The following is a 21,634-nucleotide window of genomic DNA, read 5'->3' as shown; positions in this document are numbered from 1 at the left end:
TTCCAGAAGAAGCATTGCTCCCAACATTGGTCACGCCGGATTTTCCTTATATTCATAAGGAATTATTGAAAAGCGGCGTAACATTAAAGCTGTTATGGCAGGAGTATGTTGATACCTGCCGGGATGCTGTTAATTTGACAGTTTTTTATAAATCAGTAAAAAAACACTATTGAATCATTAAAAAAAGTGCGTTATACTTATTTAGGTTTCGTAGAGTAAGTAGTTCTACGATTTTTATTTTGCTTGTTTACTCTGAGAAAATAAAATTCAAAATTAAAAAGGGTATCTCCAGATCCGACATTTTCTGATCTGAAAGATACCCTTTTTCGTTTTTATCTGTCTCCAAACTTTTTATTTGTCACTCATTCTCCCCCCGGAAACATGGCATAATCCATCTCCACCAGATCTTCCTCCGAGATCTCATACATATTGTCCTCGCCTCTTATCACATGGATCGTAAATGTTTCTGCCTCTCCATATGTCGGCGCCTCGATTCTCGGGATCAAAAGTTCCAGCATGTTCCGGTAGACGATCTCATTCGCTTCGGCGTCGTCAGGCACCTCGGTCAGCCCCGCAGCTTCTTCCTCGATTGCGGCGTTTAGCTCATCCTGCAGTCCCTCGTACCCGGTGAATGGTTCGATGGACACTTCCACGTCAAATCCCGCGTCCGTCTCTTCCGCGCTGACAACCTCGTACTTTGCAAGCGCCAGGAGATCCGGCGCAATATCCCGGTACTGCTGCGAGAGCTCCTCGGAAATTCCGAGCTCTTCCACGCCGATTCCGCTCACTACATTTTCGATGTTCTGCTGATACATTGCTTCCGCCTCTTCCAGGGTGGAGTCGGTCACGCTTACATACTCCTCAAACTCTCCCCTGTAGCTGGCGTCCAGTGCGGACTGCACGTAGTCCACCGCCTCCTCCGGGGTAAACTCGTCCGTGCATGCGCTTAGGGATACGGCTGCCAGAACTGACAGCGCCGCCAGAAACACGCTTTTTCTTTTCATACTTTTTCCTCCTCCGTCTGTACCTGTGAGGTTCCTATTTCTTCCCTGTCAGCTTTTTTCCGATCTCAAAGCAGTCAAATGTAGCGAAATAGTCCTCTGGAGTCTCTGCTCTTCGGATCATCTGCACACTTCCGTCTTCCTTTAACAGAAGCTCTGCGGATTTCAGCTTTCCATTATAATTATACCCCATTGCGAAGCCGTGTGCGCCTGTGTCATGAATCACGAGATAATCTCCCATTTCAATCTCCGGCAGCATCCGGTCAATGGCAAATTTATCGTTGTTCTCGCACAAGGATCCTGTCACATCGTATTTGTGATCGCAGGGAGCGTCCTCCTTGCCGAGTACAGTGATATGGTGGTACGCACCGTACATTGCCGGACGCATCAGATTGACCGCACATGCGTCCACACCGATGTAGTCCTTGTATGTGTGTTTCTCATGGATCGCCTTTGTCACAAGACAGCCGTACGGCCCCATCATGTAGCGGCCCAGCTCTGTATAGATCGCCACATCGCCCATTCCCGCCGGAACGAGCACTTCCTCATACACTCTGCGGACGCCCTCGCCGATGGTGCGGATGTCATTCGGCTCCTGATCCGGGCGGTATGGGATTCCGATTCCGCCGGACAGATTGATAAACTTGATGTGTACGTCCGCCTCCTTTGCAAGTCTTACCGCCTGCTCAAAGAGCACTTTCGCAAGCATCGGATAGTAATCGTTTGTCACCGTGTTGCTTGCCAGAAACGCATGGATTCCAAACTCCTTCGCCCCTTTCGCTTTCAGTGTCTTGAACGCCTCCAGAATCTGCTCCGCTGTCATTCCATACTTTGCGTCTCCCGGGTTGTCCATGATATCGTTGCTGATCCTGAACAGTCCGCCCGGATTGAAACGGCAGCTGATCGTCTCCGGAATATGTCCGATAGCCTTCTCAAGAAATTCGATGTGCGTGATATCATCCAGGTTGATGATCGCTCCCAGTCTGTCCGCAAGCTGAAAGTCCTCTTCCGGTGTATCGTTGGAGGAAAACATGATATTCTCTCCGGTAATCCCCATCGCCTCTGACAGTAGAAGCTCTGTGTAGGAAGAGCAGTCGCAGCCGCAGCCGTACTCCTTTAAAATATCAATCAGAAACGGGTTCGGCGTCGCCTTAACCGCGAAATACTCCTTGTATCCCGGGTTCCATGAAAACGCCTCCTTCAGCGCTTTTGCATTTTCCCGGATTCCCTTCTCATCGTAGAGATGAAACGGTGTAGGATATGTCTTTGCAATCTCCTCGATCTGTTCTTTTGTCACAAACGGTTTCTTCTGCATCTTATCTCTCTCCTTTTCGTATTTTTATCAGTTCAATCTCATTTGCAAGTGCTGACTTAAACAGCAGGACGAAGTTTCTCTGTCCGGAATACAGGCAGTTATTCATGCTCCCCGGACCGAATTCTCCGGACAGCACATATTTCGAGTCCGCGATCAGGCCGATCTGGTTTCCCCTGTCCTCTGTCTCGTACACAGTCGCCCCGTCCATCGCAAAGCAGCGGTCCGTGATCAGCACAATCTTTCGTCCCTTTCCGGCAAGACGGACCAGATCCTCTTTCAGAGTCTCCAGGCAGGTGCAGGAACAGGAAAGGTAGACTCTCTCCTCCGCCTTTTCAAGGAGAGTTCTGATCTTATCCCTTATATTCTCCTCGCCGTCCACGGTAATGTACCCGTCTGCTTCGGAGGACTCACTGTGAAGGTTTACGGCAAGCCACCGCCGTTCCTCTTCCATTCTCCGGATCCGGTTTCCGCAGAACTCGTCCGCCGGAACGGGGATGTACTTTTTTGCAGATTCCTCGACGAGATAGGCCGCGCCCTTTTCCACGAGAGCTGCCAGCGAGGTGTAGGCGTTGGACCGGGAGATTCCTGTGTCGCGGGAGATCTCATAGCCGGTCTGCTTGCCCCCTGCCAGAAGCTGCTCATAGATGAGAGCTTCCTGCCTGGACAGTCCGAAATGCATCAGATATTCGGTTGCTCTTCCCTCTTCCATAATCAGTCCTCTTTTTTGTCATTCTGTATCAGTCTATACCAGTCTGCATTAGTAGTTCTTTTCAGGAACACTATATTACATGACAGGGAATCTGTCAATACCTGCACAAAAAGAAGAGTCCCTCCCGGAACTCTTCTTCATTCTCTTATTCTTTTATTCCACTGTCGCAATGCGCATCATATTGCTTGTCGTTGTGTGCTCCTGAACAATGTTCTGAGACGGGATGCCGGCTGTGAGCACAACCACATCTCCCGGCTCGATGTACTGTTTCACAGTGGCCAGCTCAATGGCCGCGTTGCAGATGTCCTCCGTAGAGTTGGACTGAAGAGACTTCAGCGGACGCACGCCCCAGTAGATTGACATTCTGCGCAGTGTTCTCTCATTCGGCGTAACACCTAAAATATCCTGTCTCGGTCTTAAGTTGGATACCACTCTTGTCGTAGCGCCTGTCACGGAAGGTGTGATGATGCATTTTGCCTTCAGGTTGGCTGCTGCCAGAACAGAGGAATATCCGATGGCGCTGGAAAGACCTCTCTTTAAGTGCTCTCCTTCCTGATTTAAAATCATGTCATAGTCAAGGTGCTGCTCTGTGTTCTCGATGATATGAACCATCATCTGAAGCGCCTCCACCGGATATTTTCCGGCTGCTGTCTCTCCGGAGAGCATCACCGCGTCGGTTCCGTCGTAAACCGCATTGGCCACGTCCGTCACTTCCGCTCTTGTCGGGCGGGGATTGCGGATCATGGAATCCAGCATCTGTGTGGCTGTAATAACGGTCTTGAAGTTGCTGTTGCACTTCTGAATCATCACTTTCTGAAGATACGGAACTTCCTCCGCCGGGATCTCAACTCCCAGGTCGCCTCTCGCAACCATGATGCCGTCCGCCGCGCGGATGATCTCGTCGATATTGCGGATACCCTCCGCGTTCTCGATCTTCGCGATGATCGGAATATACGGAGCGCCCAGCTCCTTTAAGTAAGCCTTGATCTCAAGGACACACTCTGCGTTTCGCACAAAGGAAGCCGCGATGAAATCGATATCCTGCTCCACACCGAACTTGATGTCCTCTTTGTCCTTCTCTGTGATGGCGGGCAGGCGCACAGCCACATTAGGCACGTTCACGCCCTTCTTCTCTCCCAGCTCTCCGCCGTTTACAACTTCACAGACAATGTCTGTCGCTGTCTTGCTGACAACTTTAAGACCGATCAGTCCGTCGTCGATAAGGATCGTACTTCCCGCATCCACATCGTCCACCAGTCCTGCATAGGTAATGGAAACCCGGTTCTCATCTCCTGTGATTTCCTCTGTAGTGAGTGTAAATGCCGCTCCGGTCTCAAGATTGATCTTCTTTCCGTCCTTTAACACGCCGGTGCGGATCTCCGGTCCCTTCGTGTCAAGAAGGATCGCCGTGTTTGTGTGTTCTTCCTCGCGGAGCTGCTTTAACAGATCCATTCTGAATTTATGCTCTTCATGGTCGCCGTGGGAGAAGTTGAATCTCGCCACATCCATGCCGTTTTTAATAAGCGCTCTTAACAACTCCTTATCGTTTGTGTTCGGGCCCATTGTACATACAACCTTTGTTTTCTTCATAAATATCCTCTCCTTAAAAAATCTGATTCCCTGTAAGCAGGTACCTGTTTTCAGTCCTTTTTGTAACCCCCGGCAAAGCGTCTGTACTTTGTGCGTCTTACTTCACATGCTGATGTGTAAAGAGATGATCCTGACAGTATTCGTAATTCCCGTTGCACTTGGAACAGAATCTGAATTCAAGACACGGATCATCCAGTTCCGTGCGCCCGCACACCGCGCACCTGTGCTTCGCACCGCCCGAATACTTCATATGCGGGGCGGACTGCTGCTTAAACCTGGCCTTTCTCGCCCTCTCCTTCGGCCCGAAGCGCCGTGTATTGCGGCCGGACAGGAAAAAGATCACAAAGTTGAGAAGCGATGCAGCAATCGCCACGCGCTCTCCGACCCCACCGCGGACGAAATAGTAGAGCGCCATCACCGCATAGACAATCGCCATCCATTTCATCTTAATCGGAAGGATAAAGTACAGGAGCACTTCCATGTCCGGATAAATCGCCGCAAAGGCAAGGAAGATGGACATCGTGATATAGTTCGTGCTGATCAGTCCCACCGAGGAAAGAGGCATCTCAACTCCGAAGACGAAATAGTACACGGCGTACAAAATAAACACCGCAATCACAGTGAAGAAAATCCCCGAAAAAATATAGACATTATACCGGAAAGTTCCCCACGTGCGCTCCAGCACGCTTCCCAGCGAATAATACAGAAGCACAAGAAAAACAAGGGAGATCAGGTTGGTCGTCGGCGGGATTAAAACCCAGGAAATGAGCCTCCACACCTGTCCCCTCAAAATCAGAGCGGGTTCCAGCGTCAGCCACAGAACGAGCCGGGGCATCAGCAGAATCACAAAGTATCCGATTACATATCCGGCAAGCAGATAGACCGTCAGATTCGGGATCGCAAACCTCCCTATTTTTCTCTCCATTTTGTCAAGCCAGTTCAAATATATTACCCCTTACTTTCCGGCGCCGGAATGGTTCCCGCGCCATATCTGTTTTGATTTTCAATCCTCTACAATTGTACCGTCCACACAACCGTTTGTCAAACACATGTTACCCCTTTTCAAGGGTTTAACACGATCTTTATATATTTTATCCATAAGACCTGGCATTATTTTGAAAACCCTCATAATAATAACAATTGTCTTTTTAAATATTCTGTCGTATAATGTAACTTGTTGCAAAATACTGAGTTGCATTAAATAGGTAATAACTCATATAAATTATTAATTACGAAAGATTGGAGATCATACGATGAATCTGAAAGAATTACATACTCTCGGAATCGATATCGGTTCCACTACAGTCAAGATTGCGATTCTGGACGAAGAAAACGAAGTGCTCTTTTCTGATTATGAACGGCATTATGCCAATATCCAGGAGACGCTCTCCGACCTGCTCGGACGCGCGCTCTACAAGCTCGGACCGATCCAGGTCTCCCCGGTCATCACCGGAAGCGGCGGCCTGACTCTTGCAAAAAATCTGGACATTCCCTTTGTACAGGAAGTTATCGCTGTTTCCACGGCGCTCCAGGATTACGCGCCCCAGACAGACGTCGCCATTGAGCTCGGCGGCGAAGATGCGAAGATCATCTACTTTGAGGGCGGCAACGTGGAGCAGCGTATGAACGGAGTCTGCGCCGGTGGAACCGGTTCTTTCATCGACCAGATGGCATCGCTTCTTCAGACAGACGCATCCGGTCTGAACGAATATGCGAAAAACTACAAGGCACTCTACTCCATCGCAGCGCGCTGCGGTGTGTTTGCAAAATCCGACATCCAGCCTCTGATCAACGACGGCGCATCCAAAGAAGACCTGGCTGCGTCCATTTTCCAGGCGGTTGTCAACCAGACGATCAGCGGGCTCGCCTGCGGCAAGCCGATCCGCGGACATGTGGCTTTTCTCGGCGGACCGCTTCACTTTTTATCCGAGCTGCGCGCCGCTTTCATCCGCACACTGAAACTGGATGACGAGCACACAATCGCTCCGAATCACTCTCACCTGTTCGCGGCAATCGGCTCTGCCCTCAACTCCAAGAAGGACACGCCGGTTTCCCTCCGCGAACTTCAGAACCGTCTCGCAAGGAAAGTGAAGATGGAAATCGAGGTGGAGCGTCTGGAACCTCTGTTTGCCACAAACGCGGAATACGAAGAGTTCACTGCGCGCCACGCGAAGCATCAGGTTCCTGTCAAAGACCTGTCCACCTACCGCGGGAAGGCATTTCTCGGAATTGACGCCGGATCGACTACTACAAAGGCAGCCCTTGTGGGCGAGGACGGAACGCTTCTGTACTCCTACTATCACGGAAACGACGGAGATCCCCTCGGCACAACGATCGCTGCCATCAAAGAGATCTCAGAGCTGCTCCCCGAAGGCGTGGAAATCGTCCACTCCTGCTCCACAGGATACGGCGAGGCGCTCATAAAGGCAGCGCTTATGCTGGACGAGGGCGAGGTAGAGACAGTCGCCCACTACTATGCGGCCGCGTTCTTTGAGCCGGACGTAGACTGTATCCTGGACATCGGCGGACAGGATATGAAATGCATTAAGATCAAGAACCAGACCGTGGACAGCGTCCAGTTAAACGAGGCGTGTTCTTCCGGCTGCGGTTCCTTTATCGAGACATTTGCGAAATCACTGAACTACACGGTAGAGGATTTCGCCCACGAGGCGCTCTACGCCCAGAACCCTATCGATCTGGGGACCCGCTGTACGGTGTTTATGAACTCCAAGGTAAAACAGGCGCAGAAAGAGGGTGCTTCCGTGGCGGACATCTCCGCCGGACTGGCATACTCGGTGATCAAGAACGCGCTCTTCAAGGTAATCAAAGTGTCCAGCGCGTCCGAACTCGGAAACCACATCGTTGTCCAGGGAGGTACGTTCTACAACAACGCCGTGCTCAGAAGCTTTGAAAAGATCGCGGACTGCGAGGCCATCCGTCCGGATATCGCCGGCATCATGGGCGCTTTCGGCGCGGCTCTGATCGCCCGGGAGAGATATACCGAATGCGAAGGTACAACCATGCTCTCCATCGATGAGATCAAAGAGCTGGAATACTCGACCACAATGACAAAATGCCGCGGATGTACGAACACATGCCGCCTTACGATCAACCATTTCAGCGGCGGAAGAAAGTTCATCACCGGCAACCGCTGCGAGCGCGGTCTCGGCAAGGAGAAATCCAAAAACACCATGCCGAACCTGTTCGACTACAAGCTTCACCGCTACTTTGACTACGAGCCTCTCTCCGAAGAGGAGGCGAAGCGGGGCGTGATCGGTATCCCGAGAGTTCTGAACATGTACGAGAACTATCCGTTCTGGTTTACCTTTTTCACGAAACTCGGCTTCCGTGTCGTTCTCTCCCCGTCCTCCACGAGGAAGATTTACGAACTGGGCATCGAGTCCATCCCGAGCGAATCCGAGTGTTATCCGGCGAAGCTGGCCCACGGACATGTACAGTGGCTGATCAATAAAGGCGTGAAGCATATCTTCTACCCGTCCGTTCCCTATGAGCGCAACGAGTTTGAAGAGGCAAACAACCACTACAACTGTCCCATCGTCACCTCCTACCCGGAGAACATTAAGAACAACATGGACCCCATCGTAAACGGAGAGGTGGATTTCATTCATCCGTTCCTCTCCCTGCAGAGCGAGGAGACCATCTCCTACCGGCTCATCGACGAGCTCGGGAAGAAATTCTCCCTCTCGGATGATGAGATCCGTTCCGCGGTTCACGACGCCTGGAACGAACTTGCCGCCTGCCGGGAGGACATGCGGAAGAAAGGCGAGGAGACGATCCGATTCCTGAACGAGACAGGCAGCCGGGGCATCGTGCTTGCGGGACGTCCGTACCACATCGACCCGGAGGTCAACCACGGACTGCCGGAGATGATCACTTCCTACAACATCGCCGTGCTGACTGAGGACTCGGTTTCCCACCTGCATCAGGTGGAGCGTCCGCTTAATGTCATGGATCAGTGGATGTACCACTCCAGACTCTACGCTGCGGCGAACTATGTAAAGACGACAGAGAACCTTGATCTGATCCAGTTAAACTCCTTCGGCTGCGGCCTCGACGCCGTGACCACGGACCAGGTGGCAGACATCCTGACCGGATCAGACAAGATCTATACAACGCTGAAGATCGACGAAGTCAACAACCTGGGCGCTGCCCGCATCCGCGTGCGCTCCCTGCTGGCAGCGATCCGTGTGCGTGAACAGAGAAAGACCGAGCGCACCATCCGTCCGGCATCCATCGAGAAAGTGCCCTTCACAAAGGAAATGCGCAAGACCCATACGATCCTCTGCCCCCAGATGTCGCCGATCCACTTTGAGCTTCTGGAACCGGCCTTCAAGGCGGCCGGCTACAAGATCGAAGTGCTTCCAAACGACAACAGACAGGCCGTGGACATGGGGCTGAAATATGTAAACAACGACGCCTGCTACCCGTCGCTGATCGTCGTCGGCCAGATCATGGACGCCATCCTTTCCGGCCAGTACGACACCGATCATCTGGCGGTCATCATCAGCCAGACCGGAGGCGGATGCCGTGCGTCCAACTATATCGGATTTATCCGCAGGGCGCTCAAGAAAGCGGGTTACGGACACATTCCGGTTATCTCCATCAACTTAAGCGGACTGGAGGCAAACCCCGGATTCAAGATCACCCTGCCGCTGGCCGTCCGCATTGCGTACGCGGCAGTGTTCGGCGACATCTTCATGAAGTGTGTGTACCGGATGCGCCCCTATGAGGCGGTTCCCGGCTCGGTAAATGCCTTACACCGCAAGTGGGTAAAAGTATGCCAGAAGTTTGTATCCGAGGGATATCCGTCCCGCCGGCAGTTTAAGAAGCTTTGCCGCGACATCATCCGGGATTTTGACAATATCGAGATTCTGGATATCAAAAAGCCGAGAGTCGGCGTGGTAGGCGAGATTCTTGTCAAGTTCCTGCCCGCGGCGAACAACCACCTTGTGGATCTTCTGGAGGCAGAGGGAGCCGAGGCAGTCGTTCCCGACCTGATCGACTTTATGCAGTACTGCTTCTACAACCAGAACTTCAAAGTCTCCCACCTGGGATTCAAGAAGTCAAAGGCACTGATCGGAAACCTTGGCATCCGTGCCGTAGAGTGGCTCAGATCACCGGCGACAAAGGCCTTTGCCGAGAGCAAACACTTCACACCGCCGGCACACATCGAGGATCTGGCGAAGATGGCTTCTGATATCGTCTCCATCGGAAACCAGACCGGAGAGGGATGGTTCTTAACCGGAGAGATGCTGGAGCTGATTCACAGCGGAGCCGGAAACATCGTGTGTACGCAGCCGTTTGCATGCCTGCCGAACCATGTCGTCGGCAAGGGCGTTATCAAGGAGCTGAGAAGACGTTATCCTCACTCCAATGTGGTTGCCATCGACTTTGACCCGGGCGCAAGCGAGGTAAACCAGCTGAACCGTATTAAGCTGATGCTCTCCACTGCCTTTAAGAATCTGGAGGCGCAGGAGAAGGCGGAGGCAGAAAATGCCGAAGCAGAGAAGGCGGGCATTGAAAAAAAAGTTTCTCCAGAGGACGGGATTTCCTGCAGCATGGAGGAAGATCAGGAGAAAGAAAAGGCAGCTTCATAAAAATAAAACTGTCATGAATTCAATACAGACTGCGGCCTGCAAAAAGGGGAAAATTCCTGCGGCTGCCGCAGGAATCAATAAAAAAACTGCAGGAAGGAGGTTTTGAACTCTTTCTTCCTGCAGTTTTTTCTTGTATTAAATTCCTTTTCTGAAGAGGAAAAACGCTCCTCCGAACAGTCCGAATATCAGGCCCGCGTAGCCGCCCGCGCACACAAGATCCGCCAGCGCCGTCAGAAGCGCAGTACCGGTAACGGCACATACGGCAATACCAGCCAGAAGTCCCGCCAGTGTCCACCCGACGATCATCACCGGAAGGAACACAGATACCGCGTGGCTCTCATCCATATATTTTGTAATAAAATTCCATATTCCTTTGTACATTCTGATCCCTCATTTCTTTTTTGTCTGTCTAATCCGTATTTTCTGCAGTTCCCTGCAGTTTTATTATAGAAATCAGATGTAAAAGATATTCTCTGTTCTTTGAAAAATTTTTGTAAAAAACCTTATTGGCGTCAGCGCGCTATCAGACGCCGAGAATAATATCAGCCGCCTCGCCGGGAGTTTTCGCAATACGCTCCACGCCTGCCGCGTGAAGCTCTTCTTCTGAACCGTATCCGTAGAGGACACCCAGACTGTGAATCCCGGCCTTTTTAGCACCGGTTATGTCATGGCTCCGGTCGCCGACCATCACCGTACTCTCCCGGTTCACTGAAACCGGTACCAAAGACCGCTCCAAAGAGCCGCCGGAACTCAACACGTACTCAATCACCTCATATTTGTCTGTCCTTGTCCCGTCCATGCACGCCCCGCCGATAAAGTCAAAATATTTCGCAAAATCAAAATGATCGGCGATCCGCTTCGCAAATATCTCCGGTTTGGACGTTGCCATGAGAACCCGGATTCCCGCGTCTCTCAGCCGTCCGAGCATCTCCGGCACGCCGTCGTAGACCCGGTTCTCGTAGATGCCTTTCTCGCTGTAATATTCTCTGTACTTTACGACCATCTCCGCGCCTTCCCGGCTGTCAAGCCCGAAGACTTTCTCAAACTGCTCTTTGAGCGGAGGCCCGATAAATGTGCGCAGCACATCCTCTCCCGGCACGGCGATTCCGGATTTCGTAAGCGCGTACCGGATACTGTTCATGATGCCCGGCCCGGAATCCGTCAGTGTCCCGTCCAGGTCAAACAGTGCGGTTTCTGTTTTCATCGCGTGTTCTCCCTTCTGTATCTGTTCTCCCTTCTGAATCTCATGTAAACTTCAGAATCTTTATTCAGAAACTGCGGATATGATCGTCCGCCTCGCTCTCTGTCTTGATTACTTTGCGGATAACCACATAGTAACCGTAGTCATCGTTTACTTTCACATAGACCCGATCGCCTTCCCTGTGTCCGAGCAGCGCCTTTCCGATGGGGGACTCTATGCTGACAAGGCCGTTTAAGGAGCTTCCCCTGACCGAAGTCACGATACGGTATGTCTCCACCTCATCGTCGTCCTCGCAGTAGATCTCCACCGTATTGTTAAGCCCTACCTCGTCTTCTTTCGATGTGTCTTCCACAATGACGGCTGTCTTGAGCATTCTTTCCAGATACCGGATCCGGCTCTCGTTTCTGTTCTTCTCTTTTTTGGCGGCGTGGTACTCAAAGTTCTCGCTTAAGTCTCCGTGGGAGCGCGCTTCCTTCACGGCCTCGATGAGCTCTTTTCTCTCCACAAGCTTTCGGTGTTCGATCTCCGCCTGAATCTTTTCCACATCGCTTTTCGTCAGTTTCTCGCGCACTGCGCCATTCCCCCTTTCCCGGGTATAATCACGGCAGAGGCGCGGTATTTTTCTGCCGTGCCTCTGCCGTATCTTTCCTGTTATGTTTCTGATTTGAGTATATTGCTGCTTCCATCTATCTGTATCTCAGATGTCATCTGCATTTTCAATTTCGCCTGTTTGCAGTCAGACTTCGTTTATCTGACGAGCAGGGATTTTCCTGTCATCTCTTTCGGCTGCTCCATCCCCATCAGATCAATCAGTGTAGGCGCAATATCCGCAAGGCATCCGCCTTCTCTTAATCCGTATGAACGGTCTGCGTTTACAAGAATAAACGGCACCTGGTTTGTCGTATGAGCGGTGAACGGCTCTCCCGTCTCCTCGTCGATAAGCTGCTCTGCATTTCCGTGATCCGCGCAGATAAACATCTGTCCATCCACCTGCTTGATGGCGACGACCGCTTTTCCGACGCACTCGTCAACCGCCTCGATGGCCTTCACCGCAGCAGCTTCCACACCTGTGTGTCCTACCATGTCCGGATTTGCAAAGTTGATGATGATCACATCGTATTTCTCTGACTTGATCGCCTCTACAAGCTTGTCGCACACCTCGTATGCGCTCATCTCCGGCTTCAGATCGTATGTGGCAACCTTCGGGGATTTCACAAGGATTCTGTCCTCTCCCGGATTCGGCTCCTCAACACCGCCGTTGAAGAAGAAAGTAACGTGCGCATACTTTTCTGTCTCTGCAATACGGGCCTGCTTCATTCCGTTCGCCGCAAGGAACTCTCCGAATGTGTTTGTGATCTCCTCTTTTACAAAAGCAACCAGCTTGTTTTCAATTGTTACGTCATAGTCTGTAAAGCAGACAAATGTGGTCTTTACTCTCTCTCCTCTTTCAAATCCGCTGAACTCATCGTCGCAGAATGTTCTCGTGATCTCTCTTGCGCGGTCCGGGCGGAAGTTAAAGAAGATCATGGAGTCGCCGTCCTTCACCGTCGCAGTGGGAGCTCCGTCCTTCATCACGACAATGGGCTCCACGAACTCATCCGTCTTGTCATTGTCGTAAGACGCCTGGATTCCTTCTGTCGCGGAGGAAGCCTCCACGCCCTCTCCTTTGACAAGAGCCTTATAGGCACGCTCCACGCGGTCCCAGCGGTTGTCTCTGTCCATCGCATAGTAACGTCCGGAAACCGTAGCGATCTCTCCCACGCCGATCTCTTTCATCTTCGCCTCAAGCTCCTCTAAGAACTCTTTGCCCGATGCCGGAGGTGTGTCGCGCCCGTCCATGAAGCAGTGTACATATACGTTCTTAATTCCCTGTCTCTTCGCCAGCTCAAGAAGTCCGTAGATATGTGTATTATGGCTGTGTACTCCGCCGTCGGAGACAAGTCCCATCATGTGAAGAGAAGAATCGTTCTTCTTCACGTTCTCACACGCTGCGAGAAGCGCCTTATTCTCAAAAAAATCTCCGTCCTGGATCGCCTTTGTGATCTTTGTGAGATCCTGGTAAACGATACGGCCCGCGCCCATATTCAGATGGCCGACCTCGGAGTTTCCCATCTGTCCTTCCGGAAGCCCCACTGCCATTCCGCTTGCGTTTCCTTTCACGAAGGGGCATTCCTTCATCAGCTTGTCCATTACAGGTGTATTTGCCTCAGCCACAGCATTTCCCTTTTCATCGGCTCTTAAGCCGTAGCCGTCTAATATCATCAATACGGTTGGTTTCTTACTCATATCCATATCTCCTTTATCTTTCCATTTAAAGCTCTTTTGCTCCGTTACCTATTGTACCCGTTTTTATCCGATTTTTCAATTACATTTGCGGAAGATATCGCATAAGATATCGTGATATCGTGTGACAGCTTTCGTTCAGCCGCGCCAAACCGTCATGCCATCCTGCCGCACATTGTGTATATGATATTTTTCAGCTTCATATGCTCCAGCTCATCCCACACAAAACGGTTATTGTCCACCTCACGCTCCCCACAGTCGATAATGTCTGTCCGCTCTCTGATCTTTCCCATCACCGTCTTTAAAACCGGCACATGGAATTTCTCCGCAATCTCCGCGAACGTCCCGGCATATACATGTCCCAGTATCTCGATCGCCAGAGAATCCTCTGTGATTGCAATCGGCTTTCCCATCTCTTTTTCGTACAGCGCGCGGGCATACTTCGCGACAAGCAGCGCCCCCTTCGTGTCCGGGTCCGAGAGAAAACCTGCCAGCGCATCATCATTTTTCACTCTTATCATTCTGTCCGAGCACTGAACTCCAATCCCGTGAAACTCTGTATTCCATTCACTCATCTGTATCCTGCCCTTTCTCTTTTGTGTCAGCTTTGTTTCCCTCAGTATAAACAGTCGTTTTGGCAAACCTGTCACAAAGCGAAAGGCAGATGAATCAGCGGGATTCATCTGCCTCATTTTTCCCAGAATGCATCCGGTCGAACGTGTCTGTAAAACCGGATCTTTTATTTATAATTTACGATCTTTCCAAAGTCAGCCTTCAGGGAAGCTCCTCCCACAAGTCCGCCGTCAATGTCCGGCTGCGCGAACAGTTCTGCAGCGTTTCCTGCGTTTACAGATCCGCCGTACTGGATGCGGATTGCCTCTGCTGTCGCCTCGTCGTAAACCTCAGCGATGCACTCGCGGATGCCTTTGCACACTTCCTCAGCCTGCTCTGTTGTGGCAGTCTTTCCTGTTCCGATCGCCCAGATCGGCTCGTAAGCAATTACCATAGCCTTTGCCTGGTCAGCCGTCACATTCTGAAGGCCGACTTTTACCTGCTGGCGGATGAAGTCAATTGTCACGCCCTGCTCTCTCTGCTCAAGAGTCTCGCCGCAGCACATGATCGGTGTGATTCCGTGCTCAAATGCTTTAAGTACCTTTTTGTTTACATCCTCGTTTGTCTCTCCGAAGTAATCTCTTCTCTCGGAGTGTCCGAGAACAACATATTTCACCCCTGCGTCAACGAGCATATTCGGAGCGATCTCGCCTGTGTAGGCTCCGCTCTCCTCAAAATACATGTTCTCAGCGCCAACCTGGATGTTTGTTCCCTTTGTCGCCTCAACAACCGGCACGATGTCGATCGCCGGAACGCAGAATACTACGTCGACTTCATCGTTTGCAACGAGGGGTTTGAGTTCTTCGACAAGAGCAACCGCCTCACTCGGTGTTTTATTCATTTTCCAGTTGCCTGCAATAATTTTCTTTCTTGCCATTTTTCTTATCTCCCTTATATTATGTGATTATAATCCGCCGCACCTCACTTCCCGGGTGCGGCGGAGGTGTTGCATATACAAGGCAGATGCGGCGAAGCCGTACGAAAACAGGTACATCGAGCCGCATCTGACGCAGTAATTGAATCAGACTCGCCGCTTATCGGTCGTTAGCCGCTGCCACGCCCGGCAGTTCCTTTCCTTCCAGGAACTCAAGGGAAGCGCCGCCGCCTGTGGAAATATGTGTCATCTTGTCGCCGTAGCCGAGCTGGTTTACAGCCGCAGCGGAGTCACCGCCGCCGATGATTGTCACAGCGTCTGTATTTGCAAGCGCTTCTGCAACTGTCTTTGTCCCGTCAGCAAACTTCGGCATCTCGAAGCATCCCATCGGTCCGTTCCATACAACAGTCTTGGCTGTTTTAACAGCCTCTGCATACATCTTTGCAGTCTCCGGTCCGATGTCAAGTCCCATCCATCCGTCCGGAATCTCGTTCTGCGGCACAACCTTGGTATTAGCATCATTGGAGAATGCGTCCGCCGCAACAGCGTCAACCGGAAGAAGAAGTTTTACTCCTTTTTCCTCTGCCTTTTTAATCATGTCAAGCGCGTACTGAAGGTAGTCCTCCTCAAGAAGGGAATTTCCTACGTTTCCGCCCTGCGCTTTTGTGAATGTAAAGCACATTCCGCCGCCGATGATCAGTGTATCCACTTTCTCAAGCAGGTTGTTGATTACGGAAATCTTGCTGGAAACTTTGGAGCCTCCAAGGATCGCCACAAACGGTCTCTCCGGGTTCTCTACAGCGTTTCCGAGGAAGTCGATCTCTTTCTGCATTAAGTAACCTACAACTGCTGTATCAACATACTGTGTCACTCCTACGTTTGAGCAGTGTGCTCTGTGAGCGGTTCCGAACGCATCGTTTACGAATACGTCGCAGAGAGAAGCCAGCTCTTTGGAGAATGCCTCTCCGTTCTTTGTCTCTTCTGCTCTGTAACGTGTGTTCTCGAGAAGCACAACGTCGCCGTCCTTCATCGCCTCTACAGCTGCCTTCGCGTTCGGTCCGACTACTTCCGGATCAGCCGCGAATTTTACTTCCTGTCCGAGGAGCTCGGAAAGTCTCACTGCAACCGGCGCGAGAGAAAGCTCCGGCTTCGGCTCTCCCTTCGGTTTTCCGAGGTGTGAGCAGAGGATCACCTTTCCGCCGTCAGCGATCAGTTTTTTGATCGTCGGGAGTGCTGCAACGATACGGTTCTCATCCGTGATCTTTCCGTCCTGAAGCGGTACATTGAAGTCGCATCTTACAAGGACTCTCTTGCCCTTCACATTGATATCGTCCACTGATTTTTTGTTAAGTGCTGCCATTTTCATAGCCTCCTGAAATTATTACTTACCTGCTGCAGAATGCGCGCCGCGGCGCACATTGCAGAGAGTGCTGCTTCGCGGGAATCCGGATTTCCGCGAAATGAAAAACAGGATCCGGTCCAACAATAAGACCGGACCCCATTGTGAGTCAATGATTCAGAATCATTTCCTGACTGCCTGTCCTCTATGCGGAGAATTAAGCCTCAAGAAGTTTTCCGAAGTATTTGATTGTTCTTACCATCTGGCTTGTGTAAGAGTTCTCGTTGTCATACCATGAAACAACCTGAACCTCTGTTGTGCCGTCGCCAACCGGAAGAGCCATTGTCTGTGTAGCATCGAACAGAGAACCGTATGTCATACCAACGATATCGCTGGAAACGATCTCGTCTGTGTTGTATCCATAGGACTCGTTAGCTGCTGCCTTCATAGCTGCGTTGATCTGATCAACTGTAACTTCGCCCTCAACAACTGCTGTCAGGATTGTTGTGGATCCTGTCGGAGTCGGAACACGCTGAGCAGATCCGATGAGCTTGCCGTTCAGTTCCGGGATAACAAGGCCGATAGCCTTAGCTGCTCCTGTGCTGTTCGGAACGATGTTGCATGCTGCTGCACGTGATCTTCTCAGATCGCCTTTTCTCTGCGGTCCGTCAAGTGTCATCTGATCGCCTGTGTAAGCGTGGATTGTGCACATGATACCGGATTTGATCGGTGCAAGATCATTCAGAGCCTTAGCCATCGGTGCAAGGCAGTTTGTTGTACAGGATGCTGCGGAAATAATGTCGTCATCCTTTGTCAGTGTGTCGTGGTTTACATTGTAAACGATTGTCGGAAGGTCATTTCCTGCCGGAGCGGAGATGATAACCTTCTTAGCGCCTGCCTCGATGTGAGCCTGTGCTTTTGCTTTGGATGTGTAGAATCCTGTACACTCCAGAACTACGTCAACGCCGATCTCTCCCCACGGAAGCTCTTTAGCGTCAGCTTTTGCGTAGATCTTGATCTCTTTTCCGTCAACTGTGATGGAGTCTTCTCCAGCCTCAACCTTGTCAGCCAGTGCATATTTGCCCTGTGTTGAGTCATATTTCAGTAAGTGAGCCAGCATTTTCGGGGATGTCAGGTCGTTGATAGCTACGATCTCAAATCCCTCAGCTCCAAACATCTGTCTGAAAGCGAGACGTCCGATACGTCCAAATCCATTAATCGCTACTTTTACTGCCATGATTAATTCCTCCTAAAAGTTTGAAAAAATATTTTAGCTGAAAACAGCCATAACTAATGAATCCTTATCATGGAGTTTGTTAAGGATTCATCAACTGACATAATTGTACTAAAACAGGAACAAAAATTCAAGACCCAATTATATTTTTCTCATTCCGGGCCCTTTTCATGCTCCTGGATTTCCACATTTTCAGGCTCATCCGCCGACCGGATAAAAAACCGGCCTGCGGCCCTCAAACACAGCGTAATAGCGGAACCCGCAGCTGCTTAAGATCTCCCCCGCCCGCTCATAGGCGTATGCCACATGCTCCGGACGGTGGGCATCCGCCCCAACGGTCACGATCTCTCCGCCGAGCTCCCTGTATCGTTTCAGCACGTCCGGATGGGGATTGCAGAATCCAAGTCCGTACTTGAATCCCCCCATATTCATCTCCAGTCCTTTTCCCTCTTCGATGAGCTTTTTTAAGACCGCGTCGATCTCGCCGGCGAATCTTCTGTAGGAATACTCCTGCGCCCTGTTTCTCCCGTAGCGGACTACATAGTCCAGATGTCCCAGGGAATCAAAGTCGCGGACCCGGCTGATGCACTCCAGCGTCTCCAGAAACGCATCCCGGTACACGTCCGCATCGGTTCTGCCTTCAAACGCCTTTCCGTAATAGGGATCCATGCCGTTGACAAGATGGAGAGAGCCGATGACAAAATCAAACGGCCACCGGTTCACGATCTCCTTATACGCCTCCCCCAGATGGGACTGCAGTCCGATCTCAATGCCGATCCTTACATTTAACCTTCCCCGGTACTCTTCCCGGATCCCGCTCAGTGTGCTCCAGTAGGACGCAAGATCCAGCCGGAACGGATCCGGCCCCAGCTCTTCATCCGGCGGAAAATCAAGATCCAGATGATCAGTGATGCACACCGAGTCAAGCCCTCTTCTCACCGCCTCGTCGAGCATGCTGCGCACCGGAGTGCTGCTGTCCGTGGAGAATGCGGTGTGCATGTGGGAGTCGCTTGAAACCGGAAGTTTTCCCCGCGCATTTCCCTGCACAGAACATGTATGCGTCATAGTATGGTTCCTCCTCCCAATACATAGTCTCCGTCATAGAACACCACCGCCTGTCCGGGAGTCACCGCCCGAAGGGGCTCTTCAAAGTGACAGACAACCTGATCTTCTCCCGTTTTTTCCACCGTGCACCAGGCGCCCCGGTGGTTGTAGCGGATCTTCGCGAACACCCGCTTCGGCCCGTCCAGATCTTCCACGCTCATGAAGTTGAGCCTGTCTGCGCGGACAGTGTCTGTCAGAGACTCCTCATAGGTGCCGATCACCACCTCGTTTGTCTCCGGGCGGATCTCAAGCACGAAGGCCGGATGTCCCAGGGAGAGTCCCAGCTTTTTCCGCTGTCCTACGGTGTAGTGAATAATCCCTTTATGCCGTCCGAGCACCTTTCCGTCTGCGGTGACGAAATTTCCTTCCGGGATCTCCCGGCCTGTGTTCTCCCGGATAAAGGAGGCGTAATCGCCGTCCGGCACAAAACAGATATCCTGGCTGTCCGGCTTGTCCGCCACGGCCAGACCGATCTTCTCCGCAATGGCCCGGATCTCATCCTTGGAATATGCTCCCACAGGCATGAGTGTGCGCCTTAACTGCTCCTGGGTCAGATTGTAAAGGGCATACGTCTGGTCTTTTGCCGGCGTGGCGGAGCGCTTCAGTGCGTACCGTCCGTTGGGGAGTTTCTCCACACCCGCGTAATGTCCTGTGGCGATGTAGTCCGCTCCGATTGCCAGACTCCGGTTCAGAAGTGCTTCCCACTTTACATACCGGTTGCATGCAATGCACGGGTTAGGGGTACGTCCGCTTAAATACTCGGCAGTAAAGTAGTCGATCACATTCTCGCGGAATTCTTTTTTAAAGTTCATCACATAATAGGGGATCTCAAGCGCCGCGGCCACCCTGCGCGCGTCTTCCACCGCGCTGAGTCCGCAGCATCCGCCGTTTTCCTCCACAGAACAGGCGTCCTCATCCTGCCAGATCTGCATCGTAACGCCGATCACGTCATACCTCTGCTCTTTCAGAAGGTAGGCGGCCACAGAAGAGTCCACGCCGCCCGACATTCCCACGACAACTCTGCTCATCAGTATTCCTCTTCTTCCTCTTCCTCACCCTCGTGGATATCTGATTTCGGTTTCTCAAGTCCTTCGATCTTGATGCCGTTCTTCTCGGCATAATCCCAGAGTGCGGCATGGATCGCCTCCTCGGCGAGAAGGGAGCAGTGAACCTTCACCGGCGGAAGTCCGTCGAGAGCCTCCATAACCGCCTTGTTCGTCACCTGCATTGCCTCCTGGATGTTCTTTCCCTTCACAAGCTCCGTTGCCATGCTGCTTGTTGCAACCGCCGCACCGCAGCCGAATGTCTTGAACTTCACATCCCGGATGATCTGATTTTCATCAATATCAAGATAGATTCTCATGATATCCCCGCACTTTGCGTTGCCGACCGTGCCCACACCACTGGCGTTCTCGATCTCTCCTACATTTCTCGGATGCTGAAAATGATCCATTACCTTTTCTGTATACATCTGTCGTCTCCTCCTTTTATCTCCTGACTTTTCCTACTTTTTCTGACTGTCGGTTTTCATTCCTGGTTTTCTCAGTGATTTCCCTGCTTTTTCACGAAGTCCTCGTAGAGCGGCGACATACTCCGAAGCTGTGCCACAATCTCTTTTAAGCAGTCCACTGTGTAGTCCAGATCTTCCTTTGTCGTATCCGCGCCGAGAGTCATCCTGAGCGAGCCGTGGGCGATCTCATGGGGAAGGCCGATGGCAAGCAGCACATGGGACGGGTCAAGGGAACCCGATGTGCACGCCGAGCCGCTGGATGCGCAGATTCCCTTCATATCCAGCATGATAAGAAGTGACTCTCCCTCAATAAACCGGAAGCTGAAATTCACATTGTTCGGAAGACGTTTTGTCCGGTCTCCGTTCAGTCTGCAGTACGGGATCTCGCTCTCGATCCGGCCGATCAGATAGTCTCTGAGCTTTGTCTCTTTTTCCGATCTCTCCTTCATGGACGCTGCCGCCAGTTCCACCGCTTTTCCAAGTCCCACGATGCCAGGCACGTTCTCTGTACCGGCGCGGCGTTTCCTCTCCTGGGCTCCGCCGTGGATAAAGGAACGGATCTTCACTCCTTTTCTGATATAGAGGAATCCGATCCCCTTCGGGCCGTTTAACTTGTGCCCGCTTGCGCTTAACATGTCAATGCAGCACTCGTCCACATTGATCGGCACCTGGCCGAACGCCTGCACCGCGTCTGTGTGAAACAGGACGCCGTGCTCTCTTGCGATCTTTCCGATCTCCCGGATCGGCTGGATTGTCCCGATCTCATTGTTGGCAAACATGACAGAGATGAGAATCGTATCCGGACGGATGGCAGCCTCCACTGCCTCCGGATCCACCAGTCCGTTCTCATCCACATCAAGGTACGTCACCTCACATCCCCGTTTCTCAAGATACTCACATGTGTGAAGGATGGCATGGTGCTCGATTCTGCTTGTGATGATGTGTTTTCCCTTCGATGCGTACGCCTCTGCCGCGGCAGTCAGCGCCCAGTTGTCCGACTCGGTTCCGCCCGCCGTGAAATAGATCTCATTGGTCTTTGCCCCGAGAACGCCTGCAATAATCTCCCTCTGCTGTGTGATTACTTCTTTATTCGCGGCAGCAAACCCGTAAACGCTGGACGGGTTGCCGTAATGTTCTGTAAAATACGGCAGCATCGCCTCCACAGCCTCAGGCGAAGTCTTTGTCGTCGCCGCATTGTCAAGATAAATCAGTCTGTCCATTTCTGTACCTCCATATCTGGATTT

At 51.7% G+C, this 21,634-nt stretch carries 18 protein-coding genes; 1 reads left to right on the top strand and 17 read right to left on the bottom strand.

Translation table 11 applies throughout. The features are described 5' to 3' along the window. Positions 1-362 precede the first annotated feature (362 nt). From LKD70_RS06455 to LKD70_RS06435, 5 genes are all read right to left on the bottom strand, one after another. Positions 363-1,004, bottom strand: coding sequence for a hypothetical protein (locus LKD70_RS06455; protein WP_227707210.1), 642 nt, complete (start codon positions 1,002-1,004; stop codon positions 363-365). Positions 1,005-1,038: 34 nt separating this feature from the next. Beyond that, positions 1,039-2,316, bottom strand: a complete 1,278-nt coding sequence (locus LKD70_RS06450; protein WP_227707209.1) for a diaminopimelate decarboxylase — start codon at positions 2,314-2,316, stop codon at positions 1,039-1,041. 1 nt (position 2,317) lies between these two features. Further along, entirely contained in the window at positions 2,318-3,025 is a 708-nt protein-coding gene (locus LKD70_RS06445) for a TrmB family transcriptional regulator (protein WP_227707208.1), read from the bottom strand. 153 nt (positions 3,026-3,178) lie between these two features. Further along, the gene (pyk, locus tag LKD70_RS06440; RefSeq protein WP_227707207.1) at positions 3,179-4,615 is read right to left on the bottom strand and encodes a pyruvate kinase; all 1,437 of its coding nucleotides are present in this window, start codon (positions 4,613-4,615) and stop codon (positions 3,179-3,181) included. A 97-nt stretch (positions 4,616-4,712) separates the two neighbouring features. Then, positions 4,713-5,558, bottom strand: a complete 846-nt coding sequence (locus LKD70_RS06435; protein WP_227707206.1) for a rhomboid family intramembrane serine protease — start codon at positions 5,556-5,558, stop codon at positions 4,713-4,715. A gap of 310 nt (positions 5,559-5,868) precedes the next feature. Between LKD70_RS06435 and LKD70_RS06430 the strand changes: the two genes are divergently transcribed. Next, positions 5,869-10,233 carry a 2-hydroxyacyl-CoA dehydratase gene (locus tag LKD70_RS06430; protein ID WP_227707205.1) on the top strand — a complete coding sequence of 1,455 codons (4,365 nt, stop codon included), beginning with the start codon at positions 5,869-5,871 and terminating at the stop codon, positions 10,231-10,233. A 135-nt stretch (positions 10,234-10,368) separates the two neighbouring features. Here the strand turns inward: LKD70_RS06430 and LKD70_RS06425 are convergent, their stop codons facing one another. From LKD70_RS06425 to nifS, 12 genes are all read right to left on the bottom strand, one after another. Beyond that, entirely contained in the window at positions 10,369-10,614 is a 246-nt protein-coding gene (locus tag LKD70_RS06425; protein WP_227707204.1) for a hypothetical protein, read from the bottom strand. A 142-nt stretch (positions 10,615-10,756) separates the two neighbouring features. Then, positions 10,757-11,437: an HAD hydrolase-like protein gene (locus LKD70_RS06420; protein ID WP_227707203.1), complete on the bottom strand. Its 681-nt coding sequence runs from the start codon at positions 11,435-11,437 to the stop codon at positions 10,757-10,759. 64 nt (positions 11,438-11,501) lie between these two features. Next, positions 11,502-12,005 (bottom strand): GreA/GreB family elongation factor, encoded by a 504-nt coding sequence (locus tag LKD70_RS06415; RefSeq protein WP_227707202.1) that lies wholly within the window; start codon positions 12,003-12,005, stop codon positions 11,502-11,504. A 176-nt stretch (positions 12,006-12,181) separates the two neighbouring features. Then, a complete protein-coding gene (gpmI, locus tag LKD70_RS06410; protein ID WP_227707201.1) occupies positions 12,182-13,720 on the bottom strand; it encodes a 2,3-bisphosphoglycerate-independent phosphoglycerate mutase in 1,539 nt (512 codons plus the stop codon). Positions 13,721-13,872: 152 nt separating this feature from the next. Next, positions 13,873-14,292, bottom strand: a complete 420-nt coding sequence (locus tag LKD70_RS06405) for a hypothetical protein (RefSeq protein ID WP_227707200.1) — start codon at positions 14,290-14,292, stop codon at positions 13,873-13,875. Positions 14,293-14,456: 164 nt separating this feature from the next. Next, a complete protein-coding gene (tpiA, locus tag LKD70_RS06400) occupies positions 14,457-15,206 on the bottom strand; it encodes a triose-phosphate isomerase (RefSeq protein ID WP_227707199.1) in 750 nt (249 codons plus the stop codon). Between the two features lie 157 nt (positions 15,207-15,363). Then, positions 15,364-16,563, bottom strand: a complete 1,200-nt coding sequence (locus LKD70_RS06395) for a phosphoglycerate kinase (RefSeq protein WP_227707198.1) — start codon at positions 16,561-16,563, stop codon at positions 15,364-15,366. 196 nt (positions 16,564-16,759) lie between these two features. Further along, the gene (gene gap / locus LKD70_RS06390) at positions 16,760-17,779 is read right to left on the bottom strand and encodes a type I glyceraldehyde-3-phosphate dehydrogenase (RefSeq protein WP_227707197.1); all 1,020 of its coding nucleotides are present in this window, start codon (positions 17,777-17,779) and stop codon (positions 16,760-16,762) included. Between the two features lie 195 nt (positions 17,780-17,974). Next, positions 17,975-18,841: a histidinol-phosphatase HisJ family protein gene (locus LKD70_RS06385; RefSeq protein ID WP_227707196.1), complete on the bottom strand. Its 867-nt coding sequence runs from the start codon at positions 18,839-18,841 to the stop codon at positions 17,975-17,977. Continuing rightward, positions 18,838-19,908 carry a tRNA 2-thiouridine(34) synthase MnmA gene (gene mnmA, locus LKD70_RS06380; RefSeq protein ID WP_227707195.1) on the bottom strand — a complete coding sequence of 357 codons (1,071 nt, stop codon included), beginning with the start codon at positions 19,906-19,908 and terminating at the stop codon, positions 18,838-18,840. The genes LKD70_RS06385 and mnmA overlap by 4 nt, the downstream gene beginning before the upstream one ends. Beyond that, positions 19,908-20,351 (bottom strand): Fe-S cluster assembly scaffold protein NifU, encoded by a 444-nt coding sequence (nifU, locus tag LKD70_RS06375; protein ID WP_191415573.1) that lies wholly within the window; start codon positions 20,349-20,351, stop codon positions 19,908-19,910. Before nifU ends, mnmA begins: the two co-directional genes overlap by 1 nt. A 71-nt stretch (positions 20,352-20,422) precedes the next feature. Beyond that, on the bottom strand, positions 20,423-21,610 hold the full coding sequence (gene nifS / locus LKD70_RS06370) for a cysteine desulfurase NifS (RefSeq protein WP_227707194.1): 1,188 nt from the start codon (positions 21,608-21,610) through the stop codon (positions 20,423-20,425). Positions 21,611-21,634 lie beyond the last annotated feature (24 nt).

The organism is Ruminococcus turbiniformis, from assembly GCF_020687545.1.
Lineage (GTDB): Bacteria > Bacillota > Clostridia > Lachnospirales > Lachnospiraceae > Mediterraneibacter > Mediterraneibacter turbiniformis.
This window is presented reverse-complemented; position numbering and strand designations above follow the sequence as displayed.

Bases quoted from the DNA above. Each gene is read 5' to 3' on its own strand.
- LKD70_RS06455 (WP_227707210.1), bottom strand. From the start codon at position 1,004: ATGAAAAGAAAAAGCGTGTTTCTGGCGGCGCTGTCAGTTCTGGCAGCC.
- LKD70_RS06450 (WP_227707209.1), bottom strand. From the start codon at position 2,316: ATGCAGAAGAAACCGTTTGTGACAAAAGAACAGATCGAGGAGATTGCA.
- LKD70_RS06445 (WP_227707208.1), bottom strand. From the start codon at position 3,025: ATGGAAGAGGGAAGAGCAACCGAATATCTGATGCATTTCGGACTGTCC.
- pyk (WP_227707207.1), bottom strand. From the start codon at position 4,615: ATGAAGAAAACAAAGGTTGTATGTACAATGGGCCCGAACACAAACGAT.
- LKD70_RS06430 (WP_227707205.1), top strand. From the start codon at position 5,869: ATGAATCTGAAAGAATTACATACTCTCGGAATCGATATCGGTTCCACT.
- LKD70_RS06425 (WP_227707204.1), bottom strand. From the start codon at position 10,614: ATGTACAAAGGAATATGGAATTTTATTACAAAATATATGGATGAGAGC.
- LKD70_RS06420 (WP_227707203.1), bottom strand. From the start codon at position 11,437: ATGAAAACAGAAACCGCACTGTTTGACCTGGACGGGACACTGACGGAT.
- gpmI (WP_227707201.1), bottom strand. From the start codon at position 13,720: ATGAGTAAGAAACCAACCGTATTGATGATATTAGACGGCTACGGCTTA.
- LKD70_RS06405 (WP_227707200.1), bottom strand. From the start codon at position 14,292: ATGAGTGAATGGAATACAGAGTTTCACGGGATTGGAGTTCAGTGCTCG.
- tpiA (WP_227707199.1), bottom strand. From the start codon at position 15,206: ATGGCAAGAAAGAAAATTATTGCAGGCAACTGGAAAATGAATAAAACA.
- LKD70_RS06395 (WP_227707198.1), bottom strand. From the start codon at position 16,563: ATGGCAGCACTTAACAAAAAATCAGTGGACGATATCAATGTGAAGGGC.
- gap (WP_227707197.1), bottom strand. From the start codon at position 17,779: ATGGCAGTAAAAGTAGCGATTAATGGATTTGGACGTATCGGACGTCTC.
- LKD70_RS06385 (WP_227707196.1), bottom strand. From the start codon at position 18,841: ATGACGCATACATGTTCTGTGCAGGGAAATGCGCGGGGAAAACTTCCG.
- mnmA (WP_227707195.1), bottom strand. From the start codon at position 19,908: ATGAGCAGAGTTGTCGTGGGAATGTCGGGCGGCGTGGACTCTTCTGTG.
- nifU (WP_191415573.1), bottom strand. From the start codon at position 20,351: ATGTATACAGAAAAGGTAATGGATCATTTTCAGCATCCGAGAAATGTA.
- nifS (WP_227707194.1), bottom strand. From the start codon at position 21,610: ATGGACAGACTGATTTATCTTGACAATGCGGCGACGACAAAGACTTCG.